The organism is Pseudofrankia coriaricola, from assembly GCF_001854805.1.
Classification (GTDB): domain Bacteria; phylum Actinomycetota; class Actinomycetes; order Frankiales; family Frankiaceae; genus Pseudofrankia.
The window spans coordinates 1-15,391 of the sequence record NZ_MBLO01000067.1 but is presented as its reverse complement, the minus strand read 5'-3'; the positions used below and the strand labels follow the sequence as shown (position 1 = coordinate 15,391).

Sequence of the window (15,391 nt, the reverse complement as noted above, 5' to 3'; positions counted from 1 at the left end):
TAGCTCGATGTCCTTGGACGTCGACGAGCGACCGAGCCGGCCCGGAGGTGGGCAAGTGACCGGGCCGTCGGCATGCACCAGAGAGGCGCCGTGCAGCCAAGGCGAACCGGTCAGATGTTGCCAGGGTGCCTGAGGTCCGGGCGCGGCTCGCCTGGAAGACCGCCCATGTCCGGCGACTGTGGCGAGTCGTCATGGCCTCTGAACCTGATCTGAAGCGATGGCCACGGCACGGTCAGGGGCCGATAACTCCCCAAGCGCAGGACCGCCGCGGTGGTGCGACGGGTGTCCGACCGTCACCCGCGCAGCGGGGGGGGTGCGTCCTCAGCTGCCCGCAGGAGCAGACCGGGCACTCGGCCGCGACGGATCGACGACGAGCGTGGATACTCGCAGCCCGGCGAGTTCAGCCTCCAGTTCGGCGATCCGTCGTTCGAGCTGCGCGCCACTTGGCTGGCGTATCGGGGTAGCGGGCCTCGACACGGGACCGGGTGGCTCGGCGACCAGGCCCAGCGGTTCATACGCCACGATGAGAGACGGGTCGAGGCCGCAGTCCGGGCAGCACATGGATGACATCCCGGACACCGTCGGGTTCCTCGTGGTGACGTGACGCCGTGTCTGCGTGATGTGGCCGCAGTAGAGGCGCACACGCCACCGCATGAGATCGTGGTCCTTCGGCTGAGACCTGTAGAGGATCTCCATGGCGCGGCGCGCGGCTGCGTCACGTCCAGCGTTCAGGACAGGATCCGCGACCTCCTTCTCGTCCAGCACCATCTCGACCCAGGTCTTGATGCGCTCGCTTCCCTGCTGCCGGCGCTGGTCCGCCTTGGTCAGCTTGTAGTCCTCCAGCGGCGTTCCGTGGCTCTCATGCGGTTCTTCGCCCACATCGGGAACTCTAGGGCGATCTTCGGAGCCGCCGGTCGCCAGAGAGCACGTCCGTGTGTCCTACCCGTGGTACGGCGCCACGGCCGACAAGAATGGCTGGCGTTCTCGCAGGCACGCTTTCACTACCGGCTCTGACGACCGGACGGCGCGGCTGTGGGACGTGTAGGAGATGGGGCGGGGATGCAGGTCGGCTCCGGAACATCGACGCACGCCGGCTGGTCACCGCCCGCCGCACGGCACCGTGTGCTCCCCGATGCCCCCGTATCAGATTGGGGTACACCCCAGCACCACATGATCAGCTAGGCCTCGGGGGTGTCAAGTTAGATCCTCGACGACGTTTCTTGACGCGTGTCTTCTCGGGTCTAAGACTTCATCCCGACAGCTCCGATGATGAAGGAGCTGGGGCCACGCGGGTCGGCTACTCAACAGCGTCGGCCAGCGGTGTGGGCCGACCGCGCCCGGTGGGCCGGGCGGCGGACCGCATGTGCCTGTGCGTCGGCATCGCCGCGCGGACCACGATGTCCGCATCGCTGTGTCCCCCGGGCACCCGCACGCGCCGCGGCGGGCGCCCTCGTCGCCGGCTGTTCACCTGTACTCGCCGGTCGCATGGCGTTAGACCGGGCAGGCCCACACGATCGAGCCGGCAAGCGTTCGGCCGCCGTCGGTCGTCGCGGAGAAGGAGACCTCACCGCCGCTGTCAGTGATCTGCACGGTGGTGGGCACCGCGTTCACCGCGTAGTGGGTGTCCGGCACGGCGACGGAGAAGGTCACGAGCGCCGGGTAGGTGCCGGCTCCGTGATAGCCGGTCACCACCACCGTGTTGGAAATGGAATAGCCGTGCACCGTCCCGCTTGCCGACGCCACATAGTGGGCGCCCGCGGTCTGGCAGCTGACTCCCGAGTCGATGTGGCCGGAGACCGAGACGGGAGACGTGATGACCACGCTCTCTGAACCTGGGCCGCCAGCTCCCTTGCCGCCCGGAAAAGTCGGGACAGGGGACGTGGTTGCCGTCGGCGTCGGGGTCGGCGCGGTCGCCGGCGTGCTCGCCGGCGCTGCGGACGTCGGCGAGCCGGCCGTCGACGAGGGCTCGGACGTCGACTGGTCCGTCGTCTGGTCGGCCGGCTGTTCAGTGGCGGTCGTCGTCGCCAGCGCGACGGTCGCGACCGGGGTGCCGGGCTGGCAGGCAGCGAGCGGCAGCAGTGCGGCGCCGGCGACGGCAGCCGCCGCGAGACCTCGACGGATCGGAGCGTGAAGGGCCATGGAAGCGAACCTCTGCCTTCAGGTCCTGGAGCTGGGCGGACGTCCCGGCGGGTGCCGCCGGAGGCAGCCGGCGCGATCACGGTTCCCGCGGCCAGGCCGCGCGGCGCCCGTCTCCCATGCCGGCAGGGCAACACCACCAGCCCAGGGTGAGAACCAGGTCCCCGCACCATGTGAAGGACATGCGAGTCCTGGTCTTCTTTCATGCCCACGGCCCGGCAGCAGCCGACGGCGCCGAGCTGGCGTCAGGTCTGGATGAGGCGGTTCTCGTCGGGCGCCAGCAGGAATCCCCGGCCCGGCGCCGGGGCGCCGATCCGGTAGTCGACGGCCCGGTTGCTCACCGGGTCGTTGCCGGGCGTGTCCGGCGCCAGAGCGATCTTCGTCGAGCTGGCACGGCGCAGCCGGAACGCGGTGGAGTCGTAGTCGGGCGAGCGCAACGCCTCGGTCCGGTCGGCGGCGACGACCCGCACCCGCAGATCGCGGTCCTCGACCAGCGGGTTGAGCGCGTCGCCGAACGCGCACACGTCGTCGACCAGCACGAACGTGATCCGCTGCTCGTGGGTGTGGCGGCCGATCGTGGGCCCTCCCAGCACCTGGCCTTCGCCTGTCGGGGCCAGCGACTGCGCGAGGATGCCGCTTCGTGGTGCTTGGACTGACCTGCCAGGCACAGCACCCGCCAAGCGGTAGGACCGTCTCGACGGGATCGCATCAGGTGCTTCGTGCGGTCAGCCCGTCCGAAGCCCTACACCTCGGTCGGGCGTCGGCCAGGCAGCCCGCAGCGACACAGCCATCGCGCCGGACCAGGCTATCGTTAGCATCGACGTCATGCAGCCGCGCCGGCACCGCATGCGCCAAGGGCAACGCCGCGATTCGGCGCGCGAATGGATCCGCACCGGCATCAAGATCACCATCGGCGGCTACGCCAGGCGGTACGGGGTCGACCGGTACACCGCCCACGACGACCTGACCTCGCTCGGCGTCGAACTCCCGGATACCGCGCGTCGATGGGCACGGCGCCCAGCGGCCATCCCACGTCGCCGAGCCGAACGTCGCGACGAGTGGCCCCACGACAACTCATGGATAACACTCGACGGCCGCCCGTTCTTCGTCGCCGGCTACACCGCCGGCGGCGCGCCCTACGGCATTTTCGCCGACGATGCGCCCGAGGGAATCCACACGGCTGAGCCCGGGAACTAACAGGTCAACACCGGTGGCCTAGGGGGACGAGGACGGTGTTCTCCGCGAGCAGCCGGCCAGCCTTGCGGGTCAGGTTCAGCGGCTGTTGGAGGCCATCGAGCCAGACGGTGGCCTCGGTCGCGGTGGCGAGCGCGACGCCGCCGCCGGTGAGGTGTTCGCGCAGCAGGGCGTTGATCCGCAGACTGGTCTGCTGCCGGGGGCCGGGGTTGCGGTAGTTGCCGGACAGCCGGCGGCGCAGACTGTCGCTCTCCCAGGCAGGTGAAGTCCGCTCGCCGGGACCAGCGGCGCCCAGTGGGCGCGGCGGGCGTAGCGGGGCTGCCTGATCCCGCTGAGGGGCGGCTCAGATCGCGGGTGTCGGCGTGGCGACTGCGGCGGCGGCGAGCGGCTCCAGAGCGCGGCGGGCGATCCTGGCGTCGCCGTCGACCGTGCTGTGCCCGACGGCATCGGCCACGGTCGTCTGGCCGCTCATGAGGCTGTAGAGGGTGTCGGCGGACATGGTGACCACCACGTCGCCATGCGGTGCCGGCCCGCGGCGGACGGTGAGCTTGCCGGCATCGGAGCTGAGATAGAAGAACTCCGGCCCTACGCGGAGCTCGCACGTCTGACCGTCAGGCAGTGCGCTCGGCCGGCCCACGCCGATCAGCAGTGCCCATCCGGGCTGGCTCACGTCGTCTTCGGACGGTTCAGGTCCGTAGCGCAGACCCCAGTCCAGCAGCTCTTTGAGCGCGGGCAGCAGCCTCTGGCCTGCGCCGGTCAGCTCGTACACGGTCACGTCGGTCGGTGCGGGGAGAGTACGCCGGGTGACGACGCCCGCGCCCTGCAGGTCCTTCAGGCGTGAGGCCAGGACGTTGCTGGGGATGCCCGGCAGCCCTGCCGCGAGGTCGCGGTAACGGCGCGGGCCCAGAGTCAGCTCCCGCACGAGGAGGAGGCTCCACCGTTCGCCGACGACGTCCAGGGATCTGGCTATGGGGCACACCTGGCCGTATCGCTTCATGAAGGCAACGGTACCCTTCATATTAACAAGCACCAACTGCTCTGAAGTATTGTGCCGTCGGGCCAGGGCGCTGTGGTGGCCCTTGACTTGCTCGTCGCGGCCGAGCTGCCCCTGCGGCGCACAGGGGTGAAGCTTTGGCTCGGACGCTCAGAAAAGGGTAGATGGTGAGGCTCAGCCTGAATGCACCGATCCGGTTCTGGAGTCGTTCCGGGTGGTCTGTAACCATCGCTAACTGGCAGTAGTTGTCGGGGGTGCGGCTGGTCGGCCGCTCACGGTTCGGCGGCTTGCCGGGGTCCTGGCTCGGGGCGAGGGCGTGGGGTGGGCTGACCGGGTGCGTGGTGGTGCCGGCGGGCCGCCGGTCAGGCGGCCTGGGCGGGTGGTGGGGCGTGGACGGCGGTGAACAGGCCGGTCAGGGCGCCCTCGGCGTGCCAGCCGGTGGGCAGGTGCAGGGTGAGGTGGCCGCGGCCGTGGCGGGCGAGCCGGGCGGGGATCTGGACGAGGTGGGCGCGCAGGGTCGCGCCGCGGGCGCGGGCGTGGAACGGGGAGGCGAGGGTGCCGGCGGCGCGCAGAAGGTTGTGGGTCAGCGCCGCGAGGGCCAGCCAGGCGGCGTTGGCGGTGAACACCCCCGAGGGCAGGTGCGCGAGCGGGCCGTTGATGAGGTCGGCGTTGACCTGTTCGATGATCGCGTGGTCGCGGTGCTGGGCCTCGGCCTGTGGCAGGGTGAACGGGCTGTCGGTGAACACGGCGTGGTAACGCCAGGTGGGGAACAGCTCGCCCTGGCCGGGGGCGGCCTGGCGGTTGAGCGCCTTGACCCGGCGGACGATCAGGCGGGCGGTGACCCGGGCGCCGGTGTGGCCGAGGGCGGTGTAGGTGGTCTCGGCGATCTCGGCGTCGGAGACCCGTTGCTTCAGGTCGTCGTCCCAGATCGCTTTCGGGTAGCGGATCGGGGTCCACGCCGCCTCGTCGATCGCCGCGCAGGCGGCGTGGACCGCGACGTTCTGGGGCGTGGTGATCGAGAAGAAGACGCCGGCGCGGCGGGCCGCGGCGACGACGGCGGCGGTGTAGAAGCCGGAGTCGCACCGGGCGACGACCAGGCCGGTCGCGCCGGCGGCGCGGGCGGCGCCGGCGGTCTCGGCGAGGAAGCTCGCCGCGCCCTTCGCCGAGACGGCGCTGCCGCCGCGCAGCCGGGTGGCCGCGACCACCGGCGCCGCGGTCGGCGTCGACACCGTCCCGACCAGGGCGCCCAGGCCGCGGACGAACACCGACCTGGCGGCGATCTTCGTGTGGCCGAAGGCGGCGCCCTGCTTGGCCGGGCCGAAGACCCGGCGCTGGCAGGAGTCGAGGTCGACGAACGCCAGCGTGCCGGCCCCGCCGAGCAGCGGCGTCGCCGCGGCCAGTTCGGCGAGCAGTAGCCGGCCGACCTTCTGGAGCTGGCGGACGTTGCCCCAGGTCAGCGACCGCAGGAACGTTCCCAGCGTCGACGGCGCGCGGATCCCGCCGAACAGGTCGGCCAGCGCGTCCTGGCGCAGCAGCCCCAGGTCGTCGATGCTGTCCGCCCCGGCTGCCATCCCCGCGACCAGACAGCCGACCTTCGCCTCCGGGTTCGCCCCCGCCGACCTGGCCGAGGCGGGCAGGCGCAGATGCTCGGCGACCAGGTCCGGCAGGCCGGCCCGCTCGGCCAGCCGCATCACCGGCACCAGGCCGGCACAGGCGACCAGGTTCGGGTCGTCACGCCGAAGATGGATCTTCGACGGGACATGCAACAATCGCACTTCGGAAGTGCCCTCTCGACCGGGTGGACGGTAGCTTCAGCAACTCCCATCCTCCCAGGTCAGAGGGAACTTTCTCGTTCAACCCACCGAGCACGAGACATATCGGCCGGTGCATCCAGGCTCAGGCACCCACGCCCGAAATGGCTGTGACCCCGCCGTCGATCAGGAAGTCCGCCCCGACGACGTACGCAGAATCGTCCGACGCCAGGTAAACGGCCAGCTTCGCGATCTCCACCGGCTCGGCCAGCCGCTTGCTTGGATTGTTGGTTCGGAGGATGTCCTTGACTGCCTCTCCCTGCTCTTCGCCTGCGAAGCGACTGAACATTGCCGTGTCCGTCGGGCCCGGGCTCAGAGTGTTCACGCGAATTCCGCGGTCCAGGAGTTCGGCGCTGAGGATTCGAGCGAGATGGCTGACCGCGGCCTTGCAGGCCGAGACGGTCGAGGTTGTCGGCCACCCCTTACGGGCGCCGACAGACGAAGTGATGATTACAGACGATCCTTGCCTGAGCAGGGGCAGGGCCTTCTGGATCGTGAAGTACACCCCTTTGAAATCGACGGCTACCACCTTGTCGAAGCTTTGCTCTGTCACGTCTTCGAACAACATGAATTCGCTGTGACCTGCGTTTACGAACACGCCGTCCAGGTGTCCGAACTCCTGCTTGATCGTGGCGAACATTGTGTCGAGATCGGGGAGATTGCTGACGTCCGTGCGAACGGCGAGACTTCCGGCTCCGAGCGTCTCGTTAGCCGCCTTCAGTGTCTCCTCGTTCAAGCCGCAGATGGCGACGCGTGCGCCCTCTCTGTCGAATTCCTGCGCTGTGGCCAGCCCGATCCCGCTGCTTCCGCCGGTGACAAGGATGTTCTTGCCCGCGAGCCTACCCATTTTCGTTACTCCCTCAGATCGAACCGCTCAACGGCGTCGTTCGCCGCGTTGAAGACCCGAAATCCGTCGAGTCGGTCCAGTGCATTCCGGGTTCGTCGCCGTGCTCGATGTGCATCTCGGGACTGGATCCTGATGCAGCGAACTCGAACTCCGGCGAATACGTCGCCATAACGAAACGGATGCCACCTGCAGGTGGGAAGAGAGCGGGCGCCGCCGGACTGTTCCCGGTGTTCGGGCAGGTGGCGGGCGGGCTCATCTGCACTCCAGAGGAGTGCGAGCTAGCTCCCCAAGCCAAGACGGATATCGCCGCGCCTTGCGGGACCACAGCGCGACCCTCCGCATCGTGGCCGGTGACAACCTGGCGTACCCGCATTCCCTGTCCCCTGCTCGTCGCGGCCTGTTCAAGATCACCATCCAGAACTTCACAGAAGCAACGTTACGATTCATTTTTTAAAGTGTCAACATGCAGGGCTGTGTCCTCGGGCTGGACGCCGTGGACGCTGGGGAGTGCTCTCGTGAGCGGGCTTGCGCCGGTGACCGACGCGGGCGGTGGGCGGGGTTCGACGGGCCGCCGGGCTTGTGGGCGACGACTTCACGCACGTGGCGGGATGAGCGGATCAAGGACAACGACCGGGAGATCCGCGACATCTCCGCACCGACCAGCGTGCCGAGATCATCGAGTCCCTGCCCGGCATGGGCCCCATCCTGGGCGCCGAGTTCGTCGCCATCGTCGGCGACCTGTCCGGCTACCGCGACGCCGGCCGCCGCCTTGCCTCCCACGCCGGCCTCGCCCCGGTGCCCCGCGACTCCGGCCGTCGCTCCGGCAACTACCACCGGCCCAAGCGCTACAACCGCCGCCTGCGCTGGCTGTTCTACATGTCCGCCCAGTCCGCCATGATGCGGCCAGGCCCGTCGCGGGACTACTACCTCAAGAAGCGCGGCGAGGGGCTGCTGCACACCCAGGCCCTGCTCGCCCTCGCCCGCCGCCGGGTCGACGTGCTGTGGGCCATGCTGCGTGACAAGAGACAGTTCACCTCCGTCCCGCCGGTCACGCAGACGGCTTGACTTCGTCATTGAGATTCCCTGAGCTGTCCACCGGCACACGCCGGCCGTTCTGGTATGGAGTGGTGTCCGAACTGGCCGGCCCCGTCCCGGAGGGGCGAGGCCGGGGCCGGCCAGTCGGGTCATCGCGCCGGCACGTCGGCGGACACCGGCGCCGGCGCGTATCCGGCGGAATGGTCGGCGATGCGCCCACCATTCGATCGTCCGGCGGTGGTGCGTTGAATGGCCGGCCCGGTCATTGGGGCTCCAGGGCGGGGGCCGGCTCTGCTTCGGGATGGGCAGGCAGTTCGGGACGGGCAGGCAGTTCGGGATGGGCGGGCAGCAGGAGCAGGGTGACGATCGCCCCCGCCAGGCTGACGCCCGCCACGACGAGGCAGGCAACGCTGAAGCCGTCGAAGAACGCCGTGGACACTGCGGAATGGACGGTCTTCGCGAGTGCGGGATGATCGCTGAGGCCAGTGCCTTGGGTCAGGTTGAGTGCGCCGCCGACGGATTCGTGGGCGGTGCGCGCGAGCGGCGGAGCCAGCTCCGTGGGCAGCCTCGTGGTCAGTCGGTTGTTGTATATAGAGGCGAAAACGCTGCCGACCACGGCGACGCCGAGCGTGCTTCCAAGCAGGCGGGTGGCGTCGTTGACAGCAGAGCCGACGCCAGCTTTGGCCTTTGGCACGACCCCCATGATCGCCTCGGTCGCCGGTGCGCTGACGAGCCCCACGCCGCTGCCGCCGATCAGCATCTGACCGACGATCTCGAGGTAGCTGGTTGCCACGCTTGCGGTCGAGACCCATGCGAAGAAGCCGGCGAGAAGGACCAGGCCGACGGTTACGACCTGCTTGGTGCCGAAGCGCACGGCGAACTTGGTGCCGAGCACCGACATGATTCCCACGGACACCGCGACCGGCAGCAGGCGGACGCCCGTGGACAGCGGTCCGTAGCCCTTGAAGAACTGGAAATACTGAGTGATCAGGAAGCTGAAGCCGGACAGCCCGAAGAAGGTGACCGTGACGGAGGCGCAGGCGGCGGTGAAGCGAGGGTTGCGGAAGAGGCTGACGTCGAGCATCGGCTCCGCGGCGGTGGCCTCGCGGACGATGAATACGGCGAACACCGCGGCTGAGACTGCGAAGCCCGTGAGGGTGCGGCCGCTGCTCCAACCGTACTTCGGGGCTTCGATCAGCGTGTAGGTCAGCAGCGCGATCGCCGCGCTCGAGAACACCAGTCCCGGGCCGTCGGTCTTGTGCGCGGCCGGATCGCGCGAAGTCGGCACGCTCCAGGCGACGAGGGCGGCGCCGACAGCGGCGACGGGCGCCATCGCGAAGAAGATGCTCTTCCAGCTGAACTGTTCAAGCAGCCAGCCCCCGACGATCGGGCCGAGCGCGATCGCGATGCCCGCCGTCGCGCCCCAGAGGCCGATCGCCCTGGCCCGCTCGGTCCGCTCGGTGAACACGTTCGAGATCAGCGAGAGGGTGGCGGGGAAGATCATCGCCGCGCCGACACCCATGAAGCAGCGGGCGGCAATCAGCTCGCCGGAGGTCGTGGTCAGACCGCCGACGAAGCTGGCGACTCCGAACACGCCTAGGCCAGCAAGCAGAAATCCCTTGCGGCCGAGGCGGTCGCTCAGGCTGCCTGCAGCCAGCAGCAGCGCGGCGAACAACAGGTTGTAGGCATCGACGACCCACTGCAGCTGCGAGTTCGACGCATGTAGCTCGCTCACCAGCGTCGGGAGCGCCACGTTGACGATCGTGATGTCCAGGTTGATCACAAACGCCGCCAGCAGCAGCGAGACGAGAATCAGCGGGTTCCGTTCCATGGCTTGAGAACCTACAGTCACTCCTTGAGAAACACAAGCCGTCCAGTTTGCTTCTCAAGTTCGATCGGGCTAGGTTGCTGGCATGCGTTCGTACAAACAGTTCTGTGCCATCGCCAAGGCCCTCGATGTGATCGGCGATCGCTGGAACTTGCTGATCGTGCGCGAGTTGCTCTTGCAGCAGCCCTGCCGCTACACCGACCTCCACAAGGGCCTGCCCGGGATCGCCACCAACCTGCTCGCCGAGCGCCTTCGCGACCTGGAACGTGAAGGAGTCGTCTCCCGGGAGGAAGCGCCGCCGCCGATCGCGACCGCCGTCTTCCGGCTCACCCCACGCGGTCAGGAGCTCAAGGCCATCCTTTTGGAGCTCGGACGGTGGGGCGCTCCTTTGATGACGGAACCCGACGAGCAAGACGCCCGCCGTGGCCACTGGCTCGCGGTCCCGATCAGCCTCCTGGTCAGCGACCGAACACCCGACCAACCCCCCGTCGCCATCGAGCTCCGCACCGGCGAGGACGTAATCACCGTCGAAACCGGCGACGGCAAGGTCCACCCGCGCCTGGGTGCCGCCGAGAAGCCCGACCTCGTTCTCACCGGACCGCCGCAACTCCTCGTCGGCGTCCTCACCGGCCAGCTGAACCTCACCACCGCGCGGGCCGGCGGATTGCAAACACAAGGGAACGCCAAGGTCCTCCGGCGGTTTCGGCCGGAGCCGGCCGAGCTACCTGGCGGCGCAGAACCGCTAGACGAGTAATTCCGGCTGCTGGGTGGCCGGTGGCCGGGCACGGGGAGAGGGCCTCCAAGATCGAGTTGTGACGCAAGACATGGAGACCCTCCTCATTGCACTGTACGTAAGATCGACGACGAGTACGGAGGGAGGCCGCGAGTGGGCAAACAGCCGCTACTGTCCGACTCCGAACTCGTCTGCCTGGCAGTGGCGCAGTCCTTGCTCGGGTTCACCTCCGAGGCCCGCTGGCTGCGCCACGCCCGCAAGCACCTGTCCGACATGTTCCCCTACCTGCCGCAGCAGCCCGGCTACAACAAGCGGCTCCGCAACGCGTTACCACTGGTCAAGAAGGTCGTCCGCGATCTCGCCGTGGACACCGACTTCTGGTTCGACACCCACTGGATCACTGATGCGACCCGGTGCCGTGCGGGATGTCCCGGCCGACCGTGAAGCGTTCCGACCTCGGGGGCTGGGCCAACTACGGCTACTGCGCGTCACACTCCCGGTATTTCTGGGGACTCAAGCTCTACCTGGTCTGCACTCCCACCGGAATGCCGATCATGTGGGCGCTGGCCGACCCGAAGATCGGCGAGCGGGAGGTGCTGGAGGCGATGCTCGACTACAACGCGGACCTGGTGGCCGAGCGCGGGAAGATCCTGCTGATTGCGGACAAGGGTTTCGCCTCGAAGGATCTCGAACGGTCACTCGCCGTGGACGGCGTCACACTGCTGCGACCGCACCGCAAGACGGAGAAGGAACGGCCCGGCGAGCCGCTGCTCAAGAAGGTCCGCCAGCTCATCGAATCGGTCAACGACACCCTCAAGGGGCAGCTTGACCTGGAAGAACACGGCGGACGCACCTACGAGGGCGTCGCGATCAGGGTCGCCCAGCGGATCATGGCCATGGCTGCGGCGATCTTGTCGGGTGCCAGAACTCGGCCACCAGCGTTGACCTGCGGGTTCTAGGCGGCTGGTTCGTACTCGTTGATCAGGCCGCCGAGGATGGGTCGGCGTTTGATCCGTCCTGCCGTGAGGTCGGCGATGGGGTGGTCGGGTCGGGGCGGTTGGAGTTGGAGGGCGTGGTGGGGGCGTCGTCCGTTGTAGTGCCGTGCGTACTCGGCGAGGACGGCGCGCAGGTGCCGTTCACCGAAGATCAGCATGCGGTCGGTGACTTCGGCTCGAACGGTGCGGACGAATCGTTCCGCGAAGGCGTTTGCTCGGGGAGTTCTGGGTGGGATCTTGACGGCGGTGATGCCGGCGTCGGCGAGGACCGCGTCGAACGCGGCGGTGAACTGGCCGGCGCGGTCGCGGACCAGGAACCGGAAGCCGGCCGCCCGGTCCCCGAGGTCCATGAGGAGATTCCGGACCTGCTGGTTGGTCCACGGCCCGTCCGGATGCGCGGTAACCCCAAGGACGTGGACGTAGCGCGAGCCGACCTCCATCACGAAGAAGCAGTACAGCCGCCGCAGCGTCAGCGCGCAGTCCACGTGGAAGAAGTCAACAGCCAGCATCGTCGAGGCCTGGGTGCGCAGGAACTGCCGCCACGTCGTGTCGGTCTGCCGCACAGGAGCGGGAGGCAGCCCGCAGGACTTCAGGACCCGGCGGATAGTGGACGCGCCAACGCGGTGGCCGAGCTTGAGCAACTCACCCTGGATCCGCTTGTACCCCCAGGTCCTGTTCTCGGTCGCGAACCGTTCGATCAGCGAGGCGATTTCCGAATCGACCGGCGGCCGTCCGGTCCGGCGTGCGTAGGTCCACTTCCTGGCGACCAGGCGCCGGTGCCACCGTAGGACGGTGCCAGGGGTGATCAGCCGGTGCAGTCGAAGCCGTTGCGGCAGGAGCCGGATCAGCGCGGCGAGCACGGCCCGGTCCGCCCAGTCCCACCGTGGCCTGGGCTGGGTACGGCGCAGCATCGCGACCTCATGCCGAAGGACGAGCAACTCGACGTCCTTCGAAGCCGACGAACGACCCAGCAGCACCAGCCACCGACACACCTGCACGAAGAGCAGATACAGCAGACGCACGACCACAGCTGACCATCATGCCGATGGCCAGACCATCGCATCGCCGCAGGTCACAGGCTCAGGCCGACTTCTGGCACCCTACAGGTGCCGCGACGAGTGGCACGCCGGGTTCTGAGGGGGGCCAGGCGCAGCAATGCGCCTGGCCTACCCGACGACACCATCACCCTGCGCCGGCTCTACGTGCTGTTCGTGATGGAGATCCAGACGCGACGCGTCCACATCCTCGGCGTCACCGCCCACCCGACCGGAGCCTGGGTCACCCAACATGCACGCCAACTCGTCATGGACCTGGACGGACACCTCGACGGGTTCCGGTTCCTGATCCGCGACCGAGACGCGAAATACACGAGGTCGTTCGATGACGTGTTCGCCGCCGAAGGCATCCGGGTCGTGCGGACTCCACCGCAGACGCCGAGGGCGAACTGCTACGCGGAGCGGTTCATCCGCTCCGTCCGCCAGGAGTGCACCGACCGGATCCTCCTCTACGGCGAACGCCACGCCACCGCCGTGCTCGGCGAGTTCGCCCGCCACTTCAACGACCATCGACCCCACCAAGGGCGAGACCAGCGCCCACCGAACCACGACCCAGCCACCGTCGTACCTCTCGACCGCCCGATCCGCCGTCACACGGTCCTCGGAGGCGTGATCAACGAGCACTACCCGGCGGCCTGACCGAGCAGCGAAACCCCAGGTCACCCCGCCGAATCGAGTTTTGGCACGTTACACGTCCGAACACACAATGAGCACACGTCGTCGGTCGGGGAGGAATGAACGGCGAGCGACGCCGCGTCGATCTGCGGCGGTTCCGATTGCGGTGCGTGCCCCCGCGTCACTCGCATGCTCCCGGCGGACATGCGCGTTGCCGTCGGAACGGTGTGGTGGTCAGGCTGTCCAGTCCTGCCAGTTCAGGCCGGCGACCCGGCTGAACTCGGAGGTGTTGGCAGTGACGACGGTGAGTCCGCGCCGCAGGGCCTGGCCGGCGATCAGCAGGTCGTAGGCGCCGATCGATCTGCCGTCCTTCTCGAGTGAGGCGCGGACCTGGCCGGCAGTCCGGGCGTCCTCGTCGTCGAAGTCCAACAAGTCCAAGTCGCCGGACAGCAGCACCCTCAGACGGTCGGTGTTCTCTTGGACCCGGCTGCTCTTCGCCACGCCATACCACAGTTCGAAGACTACGACCGAGGACAGTGCAAGCGAGCCACCCGACGCCTGCGCTGCCCGATACCGGTCCCGCACGGCGGACGGCTTGTTGCGCAGCAACGCGACGACAGCGTTGGTATCGAGCAGATAGGTCACTCGAAGATGTCCTCGGCCGCAGGGGTCGGCGGCTGGTCCCTGCCGTCTTCGAACAGCGGCACCTCGGCGAACCGGTCCAGCTCAGCGAACCAGGCGTCGACATCCGAGGCGATCGGCTCCAGCAGCACACCGTCCCCGACGTGCCGGACGCGCACCCGATCACCGGGCAGCCGGAACTCCTTCGGCAGCCGCACCGCCTGGCTCCTGCCATGCGTGAATAGCCGCGCGATCCCGGTCTCCGCCATGACGCCCTCCGCTCCGCCGCATGGTAGCTACCAAGAATATACATCATTGGTGGTACTGGCGCGACCACACCACGATCGGTCGGGTAGCCCTGTGCATGCCGAGAATGCCATCCGCCCTGTTCACAGGGTCGCAGCCGAAGTTGCCGATCATGGGATCGCCCAGCACCGGGCCCTCGCCCGCCAGGACCGGCGACTACGCGAGGATGCCGATTCGTGCTGCTTCGGCTGACCTACCTCGGTGTCACCAACGCCTTCGCGCTGCTGCGCCTGTTGCCCCGCGGTGACCGTGACAAGGACGTCGAGATCCTCACGTTGCGACATCAGATCACCGTGCTGCAACGCCAGCTCAACGGCCAACGGATCCAGTTCCAGCCCACCGATCGCGCCCTGCTCGCCGTGCTCCTGCACGCGCTGCCGCGGCCAACCCTGCAGGGCCTGCGGCTATTGGTGCGCCCGGAGACCGTCCTACGCTGGCACCGCGACCTGATCGCACACCGCCATGCCGCCGCCTCCCGTCCCAAGCGGCGCTGCCGGCCCCGTACCGTGGCCTCGATCCGTATTCTGGTGCTGCGCCTGGCTCGGGAGAACAGCAGCTGGGGTTACCGCCGAATACATGGTGTGAACTGTTGGTGCTCGGTGTCAAGGTTGCCCCGTCGACAGTCTGGGAGATCCTGCACGACGCGGGTATCGACCCAGCGCCTAACCGGACCGCGACCAGTTGGGCTGACTTCCTCCACACCCAAGCGCACGCGATCCTTGCCGCCGACTTCTTCGAGACCGTCACCCTCACCGGGACACGCCTCTACATCCTCGCGGTGATCGAACACGCCAGTCGCCGAATCCGGATCCTGGGAGCGACCGCGCATCCCACCACGGCGTGGGTGACCCAGGTGACCCGCAACCTCGCCATGGACCTCCACGACGCCGCCTCGAACGCCCGCTACCTCATCCGCGACCGAGACAGCAAATACCCAGCCCTGTTCGACGCCATCCTCGCCGACGCCGGGATCACGGTCGTGCGCAGCGGCGTCCAGGTCCCCCGCATGAACGCGATCATGGAAAGGTGGGTGCGAACCTGCCGCCGAGAACTCCTCGACCGAACCTAGATCTGGAACCAGCGGCATCTCCTGACCGCCCTCCGGGCCTACGAGGCGTTCTATAACACGCTGTACCTGCCGAAAATGCCATCCGCCCTGCTCAGGGCGGTCGCGGCCGTGCCGGCCGGTCGTGAGCCTTCCTCGCGGCCGGCCCGTGCCCG

General features: G+C 68.3%; 16 protein-coding genes and 2 pseudogenes. 7 read left to right on the top strand and 11 right to left on the bottom strand.

Going from position 1 to position 15,391, the window contains the following annotated elements; genetic code table 11:
- Positions 1-321: 321 nt before the first annotated feature.
- Positions 322-879: a hypothetical protein gene (locus BCD48_RS12185; RefSeq protein WP_071048469.1), complete on the bottom strand. Its 558-nt coding sequence runs from the start codon at positions 877-879 to the stop codon at positions 322-324.
- Between the two features lie 612 nt (positions 880-1,491).
- A complete protein-coding gene (locus tag BCD48_RS53445) occupies positions 1,492-1,821 on the bottom strand; it encodes a hypothetical protein (protein WP_116271492.1) in 330 nt (109 codons plus the stop codon).
- A 58-nt stretch (positions 1,822-1,879) separates the two neighbouring features.
- Between BCD48_RS53445 and BCD48_RS53440 the strand changes: the two genes are divergently transcribed.
- Positions 1,880-2,131: a hypothetical protein gene (locus tag BCD48_RS53440; RefSeq protein WP_116271491.1), complete on the top strand. Its 252-nt coding sequence runs from the start codon at positions 1,880-1,882 to the stop codon at positions 2,129-2,131.
- 250 nt (positions 2,132-2,381) lie between these two features.
- Here the strand turns inward: BCD48_RS53440 and BCD48_RS12175 are convergent, their stop codons facing one another.
- On the bottom strand, positions 2,382-2,729 hold the full coding sequence (locus BCD48_RS12175) for a hypothetical protein (RefSeq protein WP_071048467.1): 348 nt from the start codon (positions 2,727-2,729) through the stop codon (positions 2,382-2,384).
- A 232-nt stretch (positions 2,730-2,961) separates the two neighbouring features.
- Here BCD48_RS12175 and BCD48_RS12170 point away from each other — a divergent pair, with 232 nt between their 5' ends.
- Positions 2,962-3,333: a hypothetical protein gene (locus BCD48_RS12170; protein WP_071048466.1), complete on the top strand. Its 372-nt coding sequence runs from the start codon at positions 2,962-2,964 to the stop codon at positions 3,331-3,333.
- 340 nt (positions 3,334-3,673) lie between these two features.
- Here BCD48_RS12170 and BCD48_RS12165 read toward each other — a convergent pair whose 3' ends face one another.
- The 3 genes from BCD48_RS12165 to BCD48_RS12155 all read right to left on the bottom strand — a co-directional run bounded on the left by BCD48_RS12165 (position 3,674) and on the right by BCD48_RS12155 (position 6,982).
- Positions 3,674-4,348 carry a winged helix-turn-helix transcriptional regulator gene (locus BCD48_RS12165; protein ID WP_071048465.1) on the bottom strand — a complete coding sequence of 225 codons (675 nt, stop codon included), beginning with the start codon at positions 4,346-4,348 and terminating at the stop codon, positions 3,674-3,676.
- Positions 4,349-4,686: 338 nt separating this feature from the next.
- On the bottom strand, positions 4,687-6,090 hold the full coding sequence (locus BCD48_RS12160) for an IS1380 family transposase (RefSeq protein ID WP_241841672.1): 1,404 nt from the start codon (positions 6,088-6,090) through the stop codon (positions 4,687-4,689).
- Between the two features lie 130 nt (positions 6,091-6,220).
- The gene (locus BCD48_RS12155; RefSeq protein ID WP_071048463.1) at positions 6,221-6,982 is read right to left on the bottom strand and encodes an SDR family oxidoreductase; all 762 of its coding nucleotides are present in this window, start codon (positions 6,980-6,982) and stop codon (positions 6,221-6,223) included.
- Between the two features lie 607 nt (positions 6,983-7,589).
- Between BCD48_RS12155 and BCD48_RS12150 the strand changes: the two are divergent.
- Positions 7,590-8,047 (top strand): annotated as a pseudogene (locus BCD48_RS12150) (transposase); the annotation flags it as partial.
- Between the two features lie 232 nt (positions 8,048-8,279).
- On the opposite strand, the gene BCD48_RS12145 reads toward BCD48_RS12150, so the two are convergent.
- Complete coding sequence (locus BCD48_RS12145) at positions 8,280-9,848, bottom strand: MFS transporter (protein WP_198543215.1); 1,569 nt, start codon at positions 9,846-9,848, stop codon at positions 8,280-8,282.
- Between the two features lie 82 nt (positions 9,849-9,930).
- Between BCD48_RS12145 and BCD48_RS12140 the strand changes: the two genes are divergently transcribed.
- Positions 9,931-10,599 carry a winged helix-turn-helix transcriptional regulator gene (locus BCD48_RS12140; RefSeq protein WP_071048462.1) on the top strand — a complete coding sequence of 223 codons (669 nt, stop codon included), beginning with the start codon at positions 9,931-9,933 and terminating at the stop codon, positions 10,597-10,599.
- Positions 10,600-10,657: 58 nt separating this feature from the next.
- A pseudogene (locus tag BCD48_RS12135) lies at positions 10,658-11,537 on the top strand (IS982 family transposase).
- Here BCD48_RS12135 and BCD48_RS12130 read toward each other — a convergent pair.
- Positions 11,534-12,601, bottom strand: coding sequence for an integrase core domain-containing protein (locus tag BCD48_RS12130; protein WP_071048461.1), 1,068 nt, complete (start codon positions 12,599-12,601; stop codon positions 11,534-11,536). The pseudogene BCD48_RS12135 and the gene BCD48_RS12130 sit on opposite strands and share 4 nt — an antisense overlap.
- Before the next feature lie 90 nt (positions 12,602-12,691).
- On the opposite strand from BCD48_RS12130, the gene BCD48_RS12125 reads away from it, so the two are divergent.
- Positions 12,692-13,267: an integrase core domain-containing protein gene (locus tag BCD48_RS12125; protein WP_241841671.1), complete on the top strand. Its 576-nt coding sequence runs from the start codon at positions 12,692-12,694 to the stop codon at positions 13,265-13,267.
- Positions 13,268-13,477: 210 nt separating this feature from the next.
- Here the strand turns inward: BCD48_RS12125 and BCD48_RS12120 are convergent, their stop codons facing one another.
- From BCD48_RS12120 to BCD48_RS53435, 3 genes are all read right to left on the bottom strand, one after another.
- Positions 13,478-13,888, bottom strand: a complete 411-nt coding sequence (locus tag BCD48_RS12120) for a type II toxin-antitoxin system VapC family toxin (protein WP_071048460.1) — start codon at positions 13,886-13,888, stop codon at positions 13,478-13,480.
- Entirely contained in the window at positions 13,885-14,133 is a 249-nt protein-coding gene (locus BCD48_RS12115) for an antitoxin (RefSeq protein WP_071048459.1), read from the bottom strand. The genes BCD48_RS12120 and BCD48_RS12115 overlap by 4 nt, the downstream gene beginning before the upstream one ends.
- A 147-nt stretch (positions 14,134-14,280) precedes the next feature.
- On the bottom strand, positions 14,281-14,541 hold the full coding sequence (locus BCD48_RS53435) for a hypothetical protein (protein ID WP_157910480.1): 261 nt from the start codon (positions 14,539-14,541) through the stop codon (positions 14,281-14,283).
- A gap of 218 nt (positions 14,542-14,759) precedes the next feature.
- On the opposite strand from BCD48_RS53435, the gene BCD48_RS56520 reads away from it, so the two are divergent.
- Positions 14,760-15,239, top strand: a complete 480-nt coding sequence (locus BCD48_RS56520) for a hypothetical protein (protein ID WP_241841670.1) — start codon at positions 14,760-14,762, stop codon at positions 15,237-15,239.
- Positions 15,240-15,391: the final 152 nt, after the last annotated feature.